The organism is Actinomadura opuntiae (genome assembly GCF_030283205.1).
Classification (GTDB): domain Bacteria; phylum Actinomycetota; class Actinomycetes; order Streptosporangiales; family Streptosporangiaceae; genus Spirillospora.
Genome location: NZ_JASNWF010000005.1, coordinates 471,590 through 488,211, shown reverse-complemented (window position 1 = coordinate 488,211; position 16,622 = coordinate 471,590). Strand labels below are relative to the sequence as shown.

The 16,622-nt window shown below is 70.5% G+C and carries 15 protein-coding genes; 10 read left to right on the top strand and 5 right to left on the bottom strand.

All coding sequences use genetic code 11. From position 1 onward, the window contains the following. Nucleotides 1–9 precede the first annotated feature (9 nt). The 4 genes from QP089_RS13720 to QP089_RS13705 all read left to right on the top strand — a co-directional run bounded on the left by QP089_RS13720 (nucleotide 10) and on the right by QP089_RS13705 (nucleotide 4,972). Entirely contained in the window at nucleotides 10–2,517 is a 2,508-nt protein-coding gene (locus QP089_RS13720; RefSeq protein ID WP_285911941.1) for a tetratricopeptide repeat protein, read from the top strand. Nucleotides 2,518–2,584: 67 nt separating this feature from the next. Further along, a complete protein-coding gene (locus QP089_RS13715; RefSeq protein WP_285911992.1) occupies nucleotides 2,585–3,994 on the top strand; it encodes a glycoside hydrolase in 1,410 nt (469 codons plus the stop codon). Nucleotides 3,995–4,038: 44 nt separating this feature from the next. Next, nucleotides 4,039–4,554: a GNAT family N-acetyltransferase gene (locus tag QP089_RS13710; protein WP_285911940.1), complete on the top strand. Its 516-nt coding sequence runs from the start codon at nucleotides 4,039–4,041 to the stop codon at nucleotides 4,552–4,554. 19 nt (nucleotides 4,555–4,573) lie between these two features. Further along, nucleotides 4,574–4,972, top strand: coding sequence for a VOC family protein (locus QP089_RS13705; RefSeq protein ID WP_285911939.1), 399 nt, complete (start codon nucleotides 4,574–4,576; stop codon nucleotides 4,970–4,972). A gap of 27 nt (nucleotides 4,973–4,999) precedes the next feature. Here QP089_RS13705 and QP089_RS13700 read toward each other — a convergent pair whose 3' ends face one another. Together QP089_RS13700 and QP089_RS13695 are read right to left on the bottom strand one after the other, a co-directional pair. Next, nucleotides 5,000–5,470, bottom strand: coding sequence for a nuclear transport factor 2 family protein (locus QP089_RS13700; RefSeq protein WP_285911938.1), 471 nt, complete (start codon nucleotides 5,468–5,470; stop codon nucleotides 5,000–5,002). 124 nt (nucleotides 5,471–5,594) lie between these two features. Then, the gene (locus QP089_RS13695; RefSeq protein ID WP_285911937.1) at nucleotides 5,595–8,450 is read right to left on the bottom strand and encodes a helix-turn-helix transcriptional regulator; all 2,856 of its coding nucleotides are present in this window, start codon (nucleotides 8,448–8,450) and stop codon (nucleotides 5,595–5,597) included. A gap of 127 nt (nucleotides 8,451–8,577) precedes the next feature. On the opposite strand from QP089_RS13695, the gene QP089_RS13690 reads away from it, so the two are divergent. The 3 genes from QP089_RS13690 (at nucleotide 8,578) to QP089_RS13680 (ending at nucleotide 10,455) form a co-directional block, all read left to right on the top strand. Beyond that, nucleotides 8,578–9,117 carry a dihydrofolate reductase family protein gene (locus QP089_RS13690; protein ID WP_285911936.1) on the top strand — a complete coding sequence of 180 codons (540 nt, stop codon included), beginning with the start codon at nucleotides 8,578–8,580 and terminating at the stop codon, nucleotides 9,115–9,117. Nucleotides 9,118–9,131: 14 nt separating this feature from the next. Next, on the top strand, nucleotides 9,132–9,674 hold the full coding sequence (locus tag QP089_RS13685; protein ID WP_285911935.1) for a dihydrofolate reductase family protein: 543 nt from the start codon (nucleotides 9,132–9,134) through the stop codon (nucleotides 9,672–9,674). Nucleotides 9,675–10,020: 346 nt separating this feature from the next. After that, nucleotides 10,021–10,455 carry a DUF6196 family protein gene (locus QP089_RS13680; RefSeq protein ID WP_285911934.1) on the top strand — a complete coding sequence of 145 codons (435 nt, stop codon included), beginning with the start codon at nucleotides 10,021–10,023 and terminating at the stop codon, nucleotides 10,453–10,455. 68 nt (nucleotides 10,456–10,523) lie between these two features. Here QP089_RS13680 and QP089_RS13675 read toward each other — a convergent pair whose 3' ends face one another. Genes QP089_RS13675 through QP089_RS13665 form a run of 3 tightly spaced genes read right to left on the bottom strand, consistent with a single transcriptional unit; the run spans nucleotide 10,524 to nucleotide 12,924 of the window. Further along, a complete protein-coding gene (locus QP089_RS13675) occupies nucleotides 10,524–11,219 on the bottom strand; it encodes a response regulator (protein ID WP_285911933.1) in 696 nt (231 codons plus the stop codon). Beyond that, nucleotides 11,216–12,538, bottom strand: a complete 1,323-nt coding sequence (locus QP089_RS13670; RefSeq protein WP_285911932.1) for a sensor histidine kinase — start codon at nucleotides 12,536–12,538, stop codon at nucleotides 11,216–11,218. Before QP089_RS13670 ends, QP089_RS13675 begins: the two co-directional genes overlap by 4 nt. Further along, nucleotides 12,496–12,924 carry a hypothetical protein gene (locus tag QP089_RS13665; protein ID WP_285911931.1) on the bottom strand — a complete coding sequence of 143 codons (429 nt, stop codon included), beginning with the start codon at nucleotides 12,922–12,924 and terminating at the stop codon, nucleotides 12,496–12,498. The genes QP089_RS13670 and QP089_RS13665 overlap by 43 nt, the downstream gene beginning before the upstream one ends. A 265-nt stretch (nucleotides 12,925–13,189) precedes the next feature. Between QP089_RS13665 and QP089_RS13660 the strand changes: the two genes are divergently transcribed. The 3 genes from QP089_RS13660 to QP089_RS13650 all read left to right on the top strand — a co-directional run bounded on the left by QP089_RS13660 (nucleotide 13,190) and on the right by QP089_RS13650 (nucleotide 16,272). Further along, complete coding sequence (locus QP089_RS13660) at nucleotides 13,190–13,690, top strand: hypothetical protein (protein WP_285911930.1); 501 nt, start codon at nucleotides 13,190–13,192, stop codon at nucleotides 13,688–13,690. A 626-nt stretch (nucleotides 13,691–14,316) separates the two neighbouring features. Then, nucleotides 14,317–14,520 (top strand): cold-shock protein, encoded by a 204-nt coding sequence (locus tag QP089_RS13655; protein ID WP_285911929.1) that lies wholly within the window; start codon nucleotides 14,317–14,319, stop codon nucleotides 14,518–14,520. A 336-nt stretch (nucleotides 14,521–14,856) separates the two neighbouring features. Beyond that, nucleotides 14,857–16,272 (top strand): DEAD/DEAH box helicase, encoded by a 1,416-nt coding sequence (locus QP089_RS13650; protein WP_285911928.1) that lies wholly within the window; start codon nucleotides 14,857–14,859, stop codon nucleotides 16,270–16,272. Nucleotides 16,273–16,622 lie beyond the last annotated feature (350 nt).

Genomic DNA, 16,622 nt, shown 5'->3' with positions numbered 1-16,622 from the left:
CGGGGAACGGTGGAAGCGCACCGGCGGACGGAGGCGGCCGACCCGCAGGAGGAACTGGCCGCGCGGCTGCGCATGCTCCAGGAGCTGTCGGGACGCGGCGTCCGCGCGCTCGCGCGGGACGCGGGCCTCAGCTCCTCGTCCCTGTCGCGCTACCTCAGCGGCCGGACCGCGCCGCCCTGGCCCGCGGTGGTCGCGCTGTGCCGGCTCGTCAAGCGCGACCCCCGTCCGCTGCGTCCGCTGTGGGAGCGGGCCTCGAACCCGCTGCCGGCGCCGCCGAAGACCAGCCGCCGGGTGCAGCCGCCGTCGCCGCCCGCCGGGGCCCCGCGCCCGCCCCGCAACGACCTGCCGCGCGACGTCCCCGACTTCACCGGACGCGAGGCCGAGCTCGCCGCCGTCCTCGACGCCGTGGCCGGAAGCCGCGTGGTGGCCGTCGACGGCATGGCGGGCGTCGGCAAGACCTGCCTGGCGGTGCACGCCGCGTACCGGCTCGCCGCCGACCACCCGGATGCCCAGCTCTACCTTGACCTGCACGGATTCACCGAAGGGCGGCAGCCGCTCGACCCCGACTCCGCGCTGCGGGCGCTGCTCGCCGCCCTCGACGTGCCGTCGGAGAAGATCCCGCAGGAGGGCGGCATCGAGCCGCTGGCCGCCTATTGGCGGTCGGAGCTGGCGAGCCGGCGTGCCGTTGTGGTCTTGGACAACGCGGCGGGCGCCGACCAGGTCCGCCCGCTGCTGCCCGGGGCGGGTCCGTCCGTCGCCCTGATCACCAGCCGCAACCGGCTGCTCGGCCTGGACGAGGTGCCGCCGGTGTCGCTGGACGTGCTGTCTCCGCAGGAGAGCGCGGAGCTGCTGGCCCGCGCCAGCGGCGAGCCCGGCGGCCCCGACGGCCGGCTGGCCCGCGAACCGGAGGCGGCGGCCGAGGTGCTGCGGCTGTGCGGCCGGCTGCCGCTCGCCCTGCGGCTGGCCGCGGCCCGGCTGCGGCACCGGCCGGGCTGGACCGTCGGCATCCTCGTCGAGCGGCTGGCCGAGGGCGCGAGCGAGTTCGACACCGCGCTCGGCATGTCCGTCCGGCAGCTCGACCGGCCCCGGCGCCGCTTCTTCCGGCTGCTGGGCCTGCTGCCCGGCGCGACGTTCGACGAGTACGTGGCGGCGGCGCTGGCGGACGTCCCGCTCCGGACCGCCCGGACGATGCTGGAGGACCTGCTCGACGCGCACCTCGTCCAGCAGCCCGCGGCCGGCCGCTACCGGCTGCACGACCTGGTGCACCAGCACGCGCGCCGGGCCGCCATCGAGCAGGACTCGCAGGCGGACCGGGACCGGGCGCTGCGCCGCGTCCTCGACTATTACGTGCACGCGGCGGCCTCCGCCGACGCCGCGCTGTCGTACCTGCCGCCCGGCCGGGAGGTCACCGCGGGCCGGGCGCCGGTCGAGTCGCCGCCGTTCACCGGCAAGCACGCGGCCCTGTCCTGGTTCGCGACCGAGTACACCAACCTGATGGCCGTCTTCGAGACGGCCGTCGCCGCCGGAGCCGACGCGCACGTGTGCGAGCTGCCGCGGTTCATGCGGGCCTTCTTCGCGCGGCGCTGCGGGACGACGCACCTCAACGTCCTGTTCGAGCGCTCGCTGGCCGCCGCGCGGCGCCTCGACGACCCGGCGCGGCTGGCCGAGGCGCACAGCGACCTCGGCTTCGCGCGGTACAACGCGGGCCGGATGGCGGAGGCCGGCGCCGAGTACGAGGCGGCGGCGCCGCTCGTCGCCGAGCTGGGGCACACCCGGTCGGAGGCCGAGCTGACGCTGCGCCGCGGCTACCTGATGTGGGACGAGGGGCACGTCGAGGAGCCGCTCGAACTCTTCCGTGCGGCCGGACGGCTGTACGCGGCCGCCGGCTGTCCCATGGGCGCGGCCCATGCGACCGCCTACGAGGCCTGGGCGATGCTGCAGCTCGGACACCGCGACGAGGCGGCGCGGCTGGCCCGGGAGGCACTGGACGTCCCGCACGCCGACCCCGCCTGGCCACCCACGATGACCGCCCGGATCACCCTCGGCGTGGCCATCGCGGACGAGCGGCCCGACGAGGCCGCGGAGCACCTGCACCGCGCGCTGGCCCTGGCCCGCGAGGACGGGCACAAGCACAACGAGGCGTGGTGCCTCAACTGCCTCGGCGTCGCGCTGCGCCGCATGGGCCGCTACGACGAGGCGCTGGCCGCCCACCGCCAGGCGTTCGCGCTGCTCGACGAGCTGTTCGAGGAGCACTGGAAGATCCACTTCCTCAATGGCTTCGGTGAGACGTGCCGGCTGGCGGGCCTGCCCGGCGAGGCCCTGCGGCTGCACCGGCAGGCCCTCGAACTGGCCCCGCAGGTCGGCTACCGCTACCAGGAGGCCCTCGCCCACGAGGGGATCGCCGCGGTGCTCGACGCGACGGACCCGGCCGCGGCCGCCGAGCACCGCGCGGCGGGACGCGCCGTCCTGGGCGACCCGGAACCGGAACTCCCGGGGAAGGATCGAGCAAAGATCTGAAAAGCGCCGGATGGCGCCCGCGCGTCCGAACACATCCTCGGGTGGACGGACGAGCGGGGGCGTGGACATGTCCGACGAACGGGTCATCGACCCGCGAGACGCGTACACCTGGGACGGCTGGGGCACCTGCCTGTCCTGGTGGGCGAACACCGAACTCGGCGAGCGGGACGACCTGGCCGCCGCCCTGTTCGGCCTGGACACGGTCGAGGTCGCAACCACCGGGCTTCCCGGCTTGGGCCTGAACATCGTGCGCTACAACCTGGGCGCCTGCACCTGGACGCCCGGATCCGCGATGGTCGAATCGCCCGCCATCGTCCGCCGCAAGCAGATTGAGACGTTCTGTGACGGTGCCCTCTGGAACTGGTGCGCAGACGCCCACCAGCGCACCATGCTGTCGAAGGCCCGCGACGCGGGCGCCGACACCTTCGAGATGTTCTCGGTGTCACCGCCGTGGTGGATGACGGTCAACGGAAATCCCTCCGGCGCCGAGCAGGGTACCCAGGACAACTTGGAATTCCAGTACCAGGAGGAATTCGCCCGCTTCATCGCCGCGGTCGCCAGACGTGCCCGCGACGAATGGGGAATCCGGTTCGCGTCCGTCGAGCCGTTCAACGAGCCGTCGCTGAACGCCTGGCACGCGCGCCAGAACCAGGAGGGCTGCCACTTCACCCTCGGGGCACAGGAGGCGGTCATCGAATACCTGCGCCGCGCGCTGGACGAATACGGCCTCGCCGACGTGCTGATCGCCGCGTCCGACGAATGTCACTACACCGACGCGGCGGACACCTGGCAAAAGCTCGGCGAATCCACCAGGCAACTCATCGACCGCGTCAACGTACACGCCTACGAACGCGACGATAACGGCCGCAGCCGCACCCGACTCCGCAAGGCCGTCGGCGAGACGCCGGTGTGGCAGTCGGAGTATTCCGACGGCGAGCCCGACGGAATGTCGATGGCGCTGAGCATCAGCCGCGACCTCCGCCATCTCCGGCCCCGCGCATGGGTCTGCTGGCAGCCGGTGGAAGCGCTCGACTGGGGCCTGCTGGACGGCGTCTACGACGACCAGACCCCGAACCCGACCGGCGGAGCCCCGGGCACGCTCAAGGGCCAGGTCGGCGGCGTCAACACCAAGTACTACGTCCTCGCCCACTACACCCGCCACATCAGGCCGGCGGCACGAATCCTCGACTCCGGCCACACGAAGACCGTCGCCGCCCACGACCCAAAGACCCGCCGCCTAACCCTGGTAACCGTCAACAACGGCCGCGGACAAACCGTCACCTACAACCTAAGAAACCTGACCGAGAACACCACCACAACCCACGTATGGATAACCGACGCCACCCACAACTACACCCGAGCCCCCGACACCCATACCCGCAACGGCCTGCTCGAACTAACCCACCCGGAAAACTCAATAACGACCCTGGAAATCCCCGACATCGACCTCTGGCCGGCGCGACCAGAGGAAGGGTAAAACAAGGTGTCCGACGAAGCCTGAACCTGCCAAGCTGTCCTGTCATGGACGTTCGTCTCCAACCCTGGTCGGAGTCCGCGCTCGATCTGCTCCGACAGCTCAACACGCCCCAGATGCGCCATCACCTCGGCGGCCCCGAGCCAGAGGAGAAGCTGCTCGTACGCCACAGGCGCTATCTCGCGATGCCGGAAACCGGCAGCGGCTGCATGTTCGCCATCCTGCACGGCGACGAGATGGTCGGCAGCATCGCCTACCAGCGGCGGGACTGGCAGGGCGAGCAGATTTACGAAGCCGGATGGAGCGTTCTGCCGCCGTACCAAGGCCGCGGCGTTGCCGCGCGAGCGGGTTTAGCTCTGATCGCGATCGTTGGCGAGATCGTGGCGCGCGACCCCGGCGCGCCCCGCGGCCTGCATGCTTTTCCCTCGGTCGACAACGGGCCCTCCAACGCTCTCTGCCGCCGCCTCGGCTTCACCCTTCTCGGCGCCTGCGACTTCGAATATCCCGCCGGCAGCGGCATCCTCATGCGCAGCAACAACTGGCGGCTCGGCCTTCCCACGTGAGCGTGTGAGAGAGTGGTTCATGCCCTTGAGCGCGCATGAACTCAGGACCTCGGTCGCCGTGTCCGACATACGGCAGGCGGTCGCGTTCTACGAAGGCAAGCTGGGCCTGCAGGCGCTGTGGTCCGGCCCCAGCGCCCACGTCACCGACGGTAGCCGCCTCTATGGGTCCGGTGGTGGGCCGGCGCTGAACGTGTACCAGTCGGCCACCGCCGGAAAGACCCCGGCGACGCTGGCGGTGTGGTACGTGGACGACATCGATCAGATCGTTGACGAGCTCACCTCGTCCGGCGTCGAGTTCGTCCGCTACGACCAGTACGAACACGACGCCAAGGGGATCACCACACGGGCCGGTGGCGGACGGATTGCCTGGTTCCAGGACCCGGACGGCAACACCTTCGCCCTCGAAGCCGACGTCTGACCTCCAGCGGGGAATGGCGTTCCGGCCTCACCCGGCAAGCGCCTGATGCCGCCTGACGGCATCGAGGACCTCACCGAGCCGGCCCCGGGCCTGGGCGGACCGCAGGTGGTCCAGGTAATCGCGGGATTCGACGATCTTCCCGTCGCGGACCCGCATGACGAAGATGCCCGGAATCGTGAACGGTTCGCCGGTCTCCACCACGGTCCCTTCGTACCGGAATTCCGCCACGATGACCTCGGGATCTGCTGTCTCGTGGACGGTGATGCCGGTCGGCCGCCGGCGCAGCGTGTGCCCCATAGAGGCGCCGGGCGGGGCGTTGCCGCCGAAGTGCGCGCGCAATTCCTCGAGAGATCGCAGCGGGGGAGCCGCGAGCGGGTGGAAAGGGTGCTCCACGTGGGTCTGCTCGGCGTAGAGCGCGAGCACCTCTTCCCAGCGTTCCTCGCAGACGCCGTGCACCAGCTTCAGAAAGACCTCGCGCGGGCTCGTGGTTTCGGGCATGAGGCCTCTCCCATCAAGAGATCCGTCGGCGATGCCCGCCCGGCACGGCAACGCAGCGGGCGAGGCACGGTTCGCAATATAATTCGCCGACGAATAATTCGTCAACGAACTACCTGGTCGGTTCTCAGCTCCGGTCGAACAGGCGTGTTTGATGGGCCCACGCGGCGGCCTCCAGGCGGGTCGACACCGTGAGCTTGGCCAGGATGTTCGAGACGTGGACACCGGCGGTCTTGGCGGAGATGAACAGGTGCTCGCCGATCTGCCGGTTGCTCAGACCGGCCGTCAGGAGCTCCAGCACTTCGAGTTCACGCTTGGTGAGCCCGGCAGGAGCCTCCTCCCGCGCGGGCGGGCCGGACGCGTCGAGGGGCATACGGGACCGCTTGGCCAGCTTCTCGATCTCGGTACGGAGCGGGCCCGCCCCCAGGTCGGCAGCGATCGACGCGGCTTCCGTCAAGAGGAGCGTCGCCTGTTCCCTGTCCTGGGCGGACAACGCGGCACGAGTGGCGCGGAACAAGGTCTCAGCCAGGGCATACGGCTGTTCCAGATCGCGCCACGCCGCTATCGCGCGAGCCCACGCGTCGATGCCTTCCCGACCCGTCTCGGCGTCGAACGCCAGCTTGCACGCCTGCTGGAGCCTGCCGGTGACCGTGAGCTTCCTGCTCCAGGCGACCAGCCGCTCGACCAGGCCCTCGGCCTGCCGGTGGCCGCTCAGGCCCTGTGCGGCGGTCAGCAGCAGGAGCCAGCCGTAGCGGGGGCTGACCAGCAGATCATGATCACTGAGGACGTGGCCGATGATCGCGGCCACGGCGCCGGCGTCCTGCCTGACCTGCGCCAGCCGGCAGTCCAGCAGATCGGGCTCCAGGCACGACTCCTCGCCGCGGGTGTTGCCGCGCAGGGCGGCCCTGGCCTGCTCGGCCGCCCTTTCCGCCTCGTCGACGTCCCCCCGCCTGAGGTCGACGGTCGCCTGGATGATCCGCAGGTACGCCCGGTAGAGCGGCGGCGGTGCCAGCCTCAGCGCGTCCCGGTTGACCTCGCTCGCCGCGGACCAGTCGCCCAGCGAGAGCAGGGCCTCGGACAGGTTCGGCGCCAGCAGCGTGCCGCGGGTGCGGGCCAGCCCGAGGCCGTCGGCGAGGGCCATGCCCTGCCGCGCGACCTGCGCCGCCCGGGCGTGCTCACCGGCGGCCTCCAGGGCGTCCGACTCGGTGACCGCCACGAGCAGCCGGGTGTCGTCCGCACCCGCGTCGCGGGCCGCCGCGCCGGCCTGCTCGAACAGGTCGGTCGCCGTCGCCAGGTCCGCGTCCGCGGCGGCCAGCGCGGCGAGCGTGACGAGGGCCTTCGCCTGGACGACGCGGTCGCGCGTCCGGCGTCCGATGTCCAGCGCCTCCTCGGCCGACGCCCGGGCCGGCGCGAGCCGCCGCTGGTTGCGCTGCGAGGTGGCCAGCTCGGCCAGCACCCGTCCGCGCACGGCCGTGGCCGGGACGGCCGGCAGCGACCGGGCGGCCTCCATCAGATCGGGCAGCGGGTCCTGGCCGTTGCGGTCGCGCATCGCCGCCCGCGTCTCCAGCAGCGCGGCGGCGCGCTCGGGGTCCGGGGACTCGCCGAGCGCGGCGGTCGCCACGGCGATCCCCGCGTCCAGCTCACCGGCGTTCAGGCAGGCTTCGGCGGTCATCTCCATGACGGTGAGCCGGTCGGCGCCGATCCGGTCCGGCAGGTCCGGCAGCCGGTCCCAGAGGCGGAGGACGCGGTCGAGCATGCGGTGGCACTCGGCGTGGGCGTACGCGCGGCGCGCCGATCCGGCCGCCTGCCACGCCGCCTCGGCGGCACGGGCGTCCTCGCCCGCCGCGTACCAGTGCACGGCGATCTCGACGGGCGCGCGATCGGCGGGGACCAGCCGCCGGTCGGCGCTGATCGCCTCCGCGCAGCGCCGGTGCAGCCGTGCGCGTTCACCGGGCAGCAGCTCGTCGTGGACGGCCTCGCGGATCAGGTCGCGGCGGAACGCGTACCCGCCGTCGACCACCTCCAGGAGCCTGCGGCGGACGAGCGGCCGGAGCGCATCCTCGAACTCCAGGTCGTCCATCCCGACGAGCGCGGCCAGCAGGCCGTGCGCCACGGGGCTGGCGGCGACCGCGGCCGCGTGCACGACCCGCCGACTGGGCTCGGGCAGGCGCTCGACGTCGGTCAGCAGCAGCTCGCGCAGCGACCGGTCGGGCGCGTCACCGGCGGCCACCAGCGCCTCGACGAAGAGCGGGTTCCCCTCGCTGCGGCGGAAGATCCGGTCCACCCGCGGCTCGTCGGGTCCGTGCCCGAGCAGCGCGGCGACCTGCTGCGCCACCGCGTCCCGGTCCAGCCCGGTCAGCGCGATCCGGCGCACGTTCTCGCCGCGGGTGACCAGCGCGTGCAGCGGATGCGTCGCGATGATCTCGTCGGGCCGGTACGTCCCGACCAGAAGGAGATCGGGCCCGCTGAGGTTCTGCGCCAGGAAGGACAGGAGCTCGCCGGTGGACCGGTCGGCCCAGTGCAGATCCTCCAGCGCCACGACCAGCGGCCGGTCGGCCGCGGCCCCTTCCAGCAACAGCAGGGCCTCTTCGAAGAGCCGGGCGCGTCCGAGGTCCCGGTCCGGATCACCGTCGTCCTCGCCCAGCTCCGGTAACAGCCGCGCCAGCCCGCGCCGGCCGCCACCCGGAAGCAGCCCCGCCACCCCCGCGACGCCCACCGCCCGCACCAGCCGGCGCAGGGCCGTGACGAACGCGCCGAACGGCGGCCCGTCGGTGCCCAGATCGGTGCACACGCCCGTCACCGTCCGCGCGGACGCGCCGAGCCCGGACGCGAACTCCCGCACCAGCCTGGTCTTGCCCATGCCGGCCTCGCCGCCGACGAGCACCACGGTCGCCTCCCGCGCCGCATCGCGATGCGCGGCCAGCAGCGCCGCGCGTTCCCGCTCCCGGCCCACCAGCACCGGGCTCACCGACCGGCTCGCCATGGCCCACAGGGTATTGCCCGCGCCCGGAATCTAAACAGGTCCCGACGGCCCGCCTAAGGCATCGGCCCAATGTGCGCGCCGCTCGTTCCGGACACCCTGGAGGGGCACCCACCGAAAGGAACCCACCATGCGAATCCGCACTCACATCGCCGTCAGCGTCGACGGTTTCATCGCCTCCCCGGACGGCCTCCCCACCATCCTGACCGCACCCGACTTCGAGTCCGGCCTCTCGCACGGCCACCCGGAGTTCATCGCCGACTGCGGCGCCGTCCTCATGGGCCGCAACACCTTCGCGCCGGCGGTCGGCTCGCCGCACTGGCCGTGGCCGAACCTGCGGGTGTTCGTGCTGACCAGCCAGCCCCTCCCGGACGGGACGCCCGACGGCGTCGTGTCCGCCGCCGACCCGGCCGAGCTGCTCCGCCTCATGCGCGACGCCGACTTCACCGGCGACGTGCACCTGGTCGGCGGCCAGCAGACCATCCAGGCCTTCCGCGACATCGACGCGTTGGACGAGCTCGGCGTGGTCGTCATGCCGATCCTGCTCGGCGACGGCCTCCGCCTTACCCCGCCCAAGACCGCCGCTACCCCCCTCCAGCTCACCGGCTCCCGCACCTTCCCGGACGGCTCCGTCGAGCACGTGTACACCCCGGCCCAGAACCGCGACTGACCAGGAGACAGCAAATGCGCAAGGTCGTGCTCTACCACCTGATGTCCCTCGACGGCGTCGCCCACGAGAACGGCGACTGGCTCGCCGACGACGGCCCGCAGCTGATCCCCTACCTCGGCAGCGTCATCGAATCCCAGGACGACGTCCTCCTGGGTCGCGGAACCTACGACGACTGGGCCGGCTACTGGCCGAAGTCGGACTTCGAACCCTTCGCGAGCTTCATCAACGGCACCCGCAAGCACGTCATCACGTCCACCGACCTCACCCGGGAATGGGCGAACAGCACCCCGGTCACCACCCCGGTGAACGACTACGTGACCGCCCTGAAACAGCGCCCCGGCCGCGACATCGGCGTCCACGGAAGCATCACCCTGGCCCGCACACTGCTGCAAGCCGCCCTCATCGACGAACTCCGCCTCGTCGTGGCCCCCGCAGTGGTCGGCCACGGAAACCGCATCTTCGAGGACGCCCCTCTCCAACAGTGGAGCCTGAACACCCTGGACCGAGGCAAAAACGGCACCCTATTCCTCACCTACACCCGCCGAGCAGCAACCTGACGGTGGAATTCATTAAGCGTCGCCGTAATGACCTCCGCTTCAGGCTGGCCGGCATCTGGCCTCCAATGGCTGCTTGGCTACTCGCGCCAGAATAGACCGGCCGCGCTCCGGACGGCGGACCGCGAACGCTAACGGCCCACCGACTCGGTTGGTCCGACCCGCGCCACCGCCACCAAGAGCGATGACAAACAGGCCGCCGGCGGTCGGAACCGAGGAAGGCCGGATTCGGAAATAGGCGAGACGACGATGGCGTTGCCCCCGAGAGGAACAGGCGTTCCGATGGGGGACACGATCGCGCGAAGATCCCGGGCGGGATCACGGCTTCACAGATCAAGGAGTTTCGCTGGTGGTCAGTGTGAGCATGGAGACTGCGGAACAGACGGAACACCGGCTACGCCGTGTGATCGCTCAGGCCGAACTCGTCGTGCACGACGGCGTCTGGTGTTTCGAGGAGTCTCCGGCCGACCAGCCGCCCGCGCTCACCGCCGAGACGCTCGCGGTCGTCCGGGACCAGGAAAGTTGGAGCCGCCTCGTCCCGCTCACCCAGCAGGGCGACGGCATCGAACGCTTCGGAATCTTCTCCTTCCACTTCCCCGACGCAGCAGACAACAGCGGTTTCGTCGGCTGGCTGGCCACCCACCTCAAGGCCGAACTGGGGACCGGCGTATTCGTCGTCTGCGGCAGCAACCGCACCCGCGGCGGCATCTACGACTACTGGGGATGCCCCAGCGATCTCCTAGACCAGGCCATCACCGTCGTCAAGAAACTACGAACCCACTGACCGCACGCCACCCAGCGAAGCCACAACCAACAAAGACCAGGATCGACCGCCCCGGAACGAACGCGGTCTCATTCGGCGTCGTGGACGAGGAGGGCGATCTGGACGCGATTGTTCAGATCGAGCTTGGTCAACAGGCGTGAGACATAGGACTTGACGGTGGCGACGCTGACCACCAGCCGCTCCGCGATCTGCGCGTTGGACAGCCCCAGCGCGACGGCGTCGGCCATCTGGCGCTCGGTGTCGGTGAGTTGGTCGAGTCGGCGCCGGGCGGCGACGCGTCGCTGGTGTCGGTCGTCGGTGACGTGGTCGACGAGCGTACGCACGATTCGTGGGGAGAAGGCCGGTTCGCCCGCGGCCACGCTCCTGATCGCTTCTACGATCCGGCCTGGAGGCGTGGTCTTCAGCAGGAAGCCCGCGGCGCCTGCGCGCAGGGCGTTCAGGACGAGTTCGTCCTGGTCGAAGGTTGTCAGGACGATGACTTCGGGCGGGTCGTCCCCGGCACGGACCTCCCGGGTCGCGGTCAGCCCGTCGGTGCGGGGCATGCGGATGTCCATGAGGATCACGTCCGCGCCGGTCTCCCGCGCCTGCTCCCGTACGGAGGTCCCGTCCGCTGCCTCCCCGACGACCTCGATGCCCTCCGCGCCCGTGAGCATGGTCCGCAGTCCGGCGCGGACCAGCCACTCGTCGTCGACGAGCAGTACCCGCAGAGGCGGTGCGTCCTCGGTCGGAGCGGCCGTTTCGGCGGTGTGCACCGTGTCCGTCACGCTTCCCAGGGTAGCCAGGCCCGCAAGAGATACTCCCCGCCGTCCGACGCGTCGGCGGTGGGTCCGTGGTCCAGGGTGCCGCCTGCCAGCAGGGCCCGTTCGGCGAGGCCGACCAGCCCGACGCCGGAGCCGGGCGGAACGGTCGCGGCCTCCTGTCGCTTCGGTGACAGCGGCTGACGGACCTCGACGGCGAGCCCGTCACCCGCCGCCCCCCGCACGATCACGGTGACGGGAGTTCCCAGCGCGTGTTTGGCAGCGTTGGTCAGCCCCTCTTGGACGATCCGGTAGGCGGTACGGGCGGTCATCACCGGCACCGTCGCCAGGTCGCCCGCATCCGTGATCAGCGTGATCTCCGTGCCCGTCCTGCGGAACTCCTCGGCCATCTCCGGCAGTCCCGCGAGCGCCGCCCGGACCGTCCGCGCATCGTCGCCGGAGTCTTCCCGCAGCAGGCCGATGATCTCGCGGAGGTCGTCCGACATCTGATGCGTGCCGCTGCGGATGACTCCGGCCGCACGGGCGATCTCCTCCGTGGAGGCGTCGGGCCTGAACTCCAGCGCACCGGCGTGCAGGCTGATCAGCGAGATGCGGTGGGCGAGCACGTCGTGCATCTCGCGCGCCAGCCGGGTCCGCTCCAGCCGCCGCGCCTCTTTGATCTGCGCCTGCAGGTCGGCCTCGGCGCGCCGGGCGCGTTCGGCGAAGGAGACCAGCAGCTGCCTTCGGGCTCGCACCAGCCGTCCCCAGCCGAGGGCTGCCGCGGTGCCCAACACGGCGATCACGACGCTGGCCATGTACGGCACGTGGTGTACGGGCGTCGCCCACGAGCTGACCAGGCCGGTGGCCACACCGAGGGCGGCGATCCAGCCGGCGTCCCGCATCCGCCGGTGAACCGCCACGGAGAACAGGCCGATGAACGCCGCCCCGCCCGCCGCCGGTGATACGGCGGAGACGGCGCCCGCTACGGCTGCCACCGTCACAGGGAACCGCCGTCTCAACGGCAGGACGAGACAGCAGCCACCGCCGACGGCCAGAGCGGCCGCCCAAAACCCGCCGGGACCTGCGGCGATACGCGGCCACGAAGCCAGGCCACCCACCAGCAGAGCGATGGCAACAGCGCCGGCGTCGACGGCGATGTCGCGTGCGGAGCGCCGTGAGCCCGCGCCGGATTCGGGTGCGGGGTCGGTTTCCGCTCGCAGCGCACCGGGCAGCAGCGGCCACGGAGCGGATGCGGTCATGGCCTCATTCGACACCATCCGCAGCCACCGCCGCCAGCGGCGGATCAGCCGGCGGAATGCAGCCATGTATTCAGAAGCTTCGCCCACTTGCGGTTGCTGGTGGTCTCCAGGAACGACTTATGGTCGACCATGAGATAGATCTCACCGACGACCGTGGTCCCGAGAATGAGGGGCTTACCCGCATTGAGGAGGCCGCCCAGAAAGCGCCCGTAGAGTTCGGTGAATTCGTTCGCGATGGACGTGATGTCCGCGCGCCGCAGTACGAGATCTCCACCATCGTGCCAGCCTTCGAGCACGAGGTGATCGGAGCGCAGCGTGACCTCTCCGCGTCTCGGGAAGAGCGTCTTCTGGTCCACGCCGGCCGCGATCCGGTCGCCGCGCCTTTTGCGGGCCAGCTCGTCGGTCGTGGAGCCGATGTAAGAGGCGCGGGCGAGTGGCTCCGTGGCGGTTCGGTCGTGTGGTGTCCGGTTCATGTCTCCACCTTGTCGGAGCGCCCGCGGCAGGCCAGCGGGCGTTGGTCCACGTCTGCCGTCGACTTTGGTCTAGCCCCGTACGAGCGGAGCGCCCGCCAGGGGGCAGCCGGGACGCTTCCACAACCCGCAGACTATCGCCGCCGAAATAAACCGCCAGGACCGCAAAGAAGGAGAAGCATCGGTTCGTGAACAATGTCACCATTTCCCCTGGCACCAGTGCGCCTGAGCCCTTCACGCCCCCGAACGTCCAGAAGAGGAGCGACCCATGTCCCGATCACTCATCTCCAGGATCGGCCCGCGCAAGAGCATCGCCGTCCTCGCCTCGGCCAGCGCCCTGGCCATCGCGGGTACCCTCGCGTTCACCGGCCCCACCAGCGCCGACGCCGCCGCGCCCAGCAAGTCGACGATCCGGTGCAGCAACGCCACGCTGAAGGGGCACTACACCTTCGGCGCCAACGGCACGTCGGTGCCCTCGAGCGGCGAGAGCATTCCGATCGCCACAGGCGGCCTCGACTACTTCGACGGCAAGGGCGGCGGCACCGGCATCGCCACCTTCGTGGTGAAGGACGCACTGGTGAACGACCACACCCCGATCACGCTCTCCTACAACATCAAGAGCGACTGCAGCGGGAAGGCGTCGTTCCACCTGGGCGACAGCTCGGCGAACTTCAACGTGTACGCCGCCCCCTCCGGGGCGTCGTTCGTCCTGGTCGCCACCGACCCCGGCAACGTGCTGGCAGGCACCGAAACCCGAGTGAGCCGGTAACCTCCCCCGCCCCTTCGTCCCACCCGCGGGGATCCGGCCGTCCCGGCCGGTCCCCGCGCTTCTTTGTTGGGCGTTAAGTGGTCAGCGTGACGAAGCGCCCCGGACTCTCGAAGTGTGCAATTGCTTCAGGGGGGACGGGCGGCCGGGGTGGGTCGGCCCAGAGAGGCCGCATGCCCGGCCCGGCCCGACCGGCCGGCGACCGCGGAGCGGGCGCCCTTGAAGACGTAAAGAAGGTTTTCATCCGGCGCGGGTGCTGCCGGGTGTCCTGTCCCGGGCGGCGCGTGCCCGGTCTTGGCGTTCGGGGTCGACCAGTTCGGGGTTGCGGCGGCGTGCTTCGGCCTTGATGTCCCGCCAGCGACGTCCGGTATGCGCTCATCGTCCGATCGGACGGCGAGCCAGTGGAGCACGTCGGCCGGACGCTGCCCGGCATGTTGCCTGATCCACCCACCGGTGGTAACGTGGCGGTAGTTGCAGTTGTGGTTCCCATGAGCTTATGTGCGCCTGCTGGTACTCACCTCAGGCGCATTTTTTGTTTCCCCGGTAGTTCGTTCGTCCGGATGGGGTCATTACGGCGACGCGTGGCTCGCAGAGGGTGGGCTTCGTAATTGCCTTTCGGAAGGACGAATATGACCAACGGCACCGTGAAGTGGTTCAACGCGGAAAAGGGCTTCGGCTTCATCGAGCAGGACGGCGGCGGCAGCGACGTCTTCGCGCACTACTCCAACATCGCGGCTCAGGGCTTTCGCGAGCTCCAGGAGGGCCAGAAGGTCCAGTTCGACATCACGCAGGGCCAGAAGGGCCTGCAAGCGGAGAACATCGTTCCCGCCTGAGAACCGAACAGTGCGGTGCCGGGCCCACACCTGAGCCCGGCACCCCGCCTGCCGGCAGGAAATGATCTTCCTGTCGATGCCCGCGTCTGACCCTTCAGGGGTGTAGCCCTTCTAAGGCGTTCCGCCATACGGCTCCCCCAGGTACTTGGCTGCGGGTTCTCGGCTGCACACCGCTCAGTCCAGAGCCCGTCCTTCAGCCGCCTTCCGCGGTATCACGCGAGGCCCTTTTCGGCTTCGGCGTTGCTTCGCGGCTCACTTAGGTTCGTTCTTGCGATCGCTCCGGCCACGGGCTGCGGAGTCTTCCTCGAAACGTGCCACTTCAAGGAAGGCCTGCACATGACCCATGGCACCCGTCCGTCTCAACGTCGCTTCTCTCACTCGCCTACCAGGGCCTCGCGTCAACCGGCCGTCCGGCGGCAGAACGACTTCGCGCTTCCCGTCAGTTCCACGCCGCCGCTGCCCCCGGCCGCGTCGTTCGCCGAGTTGGAAATGCCGGCGGCCCTGCTGTCCACATTGACTCGACAGGGGATGGTGGAGCCGTTCGCCATCCAGGCCTCGACGCTTCCGGACGCGTTGAACGGCCGCGATGTCCTCGGCCGTGGACGTACCGGCTCGGGGAAGACCCTCGCCTTCGGCCTGGCGATGCTCGCCCGTAGCGCCGGTCAGCGCGCCGAGCCGCGTAAGCCGCTGGCCCTGGTACTCGTCCCGACTCGCGAACTGGCCGTGCAGGTCACCGACGCCCTCATGCCCTACGCCCAGTCGCTCAAGCTTCGGTCGGCCACCGTTGTCGGCGGCGTATCGATCTCCCGGCAGGCCGCCGCCCTCCATCGCGGCGCGGAGATCCTGGTCGCCACCCCGGGACGGCTCGCGGACCTGATCAACCGGGGCGCCTGCAGCCTGGAGCACGTACGCACCACCGTCTTGGACGAGGCGGACCAAATGGCCGACATGGGTTTCCTGCCGCAGGTCACCGCGTTGCTCGACCAGGTCGCCCCGGGCGGTCAGCGGATGCTGTTCTCCGCGACGCTGGATCGCAATGTCGACCGTCTGGTCCGGCGCTTCCTCACCGACCCGGTCGTCCACTCGGTCGATCCGTCGGCGGGAGCGGTGACCACCATGGAGCACCACCTGCTGCACGTCACGGAGGCGGACAAGCAGGATGCCACCACGCACATCGCCGCCCGCGACGGCCGCGTCATCATGTTCGTCGACATGAAGCATGCCGCCGACCGGCTGACCCGCAACCTCCTGAGCAGCGGCGTACGCGCTGCGGCACTGCACGGGGGCAAGTCGCAGCCGCAGCGAAACCGTACTCTGGAGCAGTTCCGCAACGGAGACGTCTCCGTCCTGGTCGCCACGAACGTGGCCGCGCGCGGCATCCACGTCGATGGACTGGATCTGGTCGTTAACGTCGACCCGCCCAACGACCACAAGGACTACCTGCACCGAGGCGGCCGCACTGCACGTGCGGGCGAGTCCGGCACCGTCGTCACCCTGGTGCTGCCCAGGCAGCGCCATGAGATGGACCGGATGATGGTGACGGCCGGCATCACGCCGCACTCTGCGCGGGTGCGGTCCGGTGATCCCGAACTCAACCGCATCACCGGCGCCCGACCGCCCTCCGGCATCCCCATCACCATCTCCGCTCCGGCCTCCGAAGGACGGCGTGACAGCGGAGCCGGGCGTAACCGCCGTCCCGCACGAAACCGCCGCTCCCAGCGATTCGCGACAACCGAGCGCGCCGGCAGCTAGACAACCGGTCGACGCTCGCGGGACTTCACCGCGGGGCGTCGCGGGTGGACGGCAACGGGCCGGCCACCTCGCGGCTCAGCAGGCCGCCCATCCTTCTTGGGCGACCTGCTGCACCCCTGGGCTGGTCGGGCCACCACGAGCGTGAGGCCAACTTAGGAATCAGGCGAGGCCGGCCGTCAGAGTCGCTCGGCTGCGTTCGCGACGGCTGCCCAGCTGTGATCGGGCCCGCTGCAGCGTGACCGCCATCCGAAGAGTTCTGCATCATGCTCCATGAGGCTGTCAGAAGGCCCTATAGCCGAGCAGCTTCCCATCTGGCCCGTTGCATCGCGCTGACCGTGAGGCGCAAGACG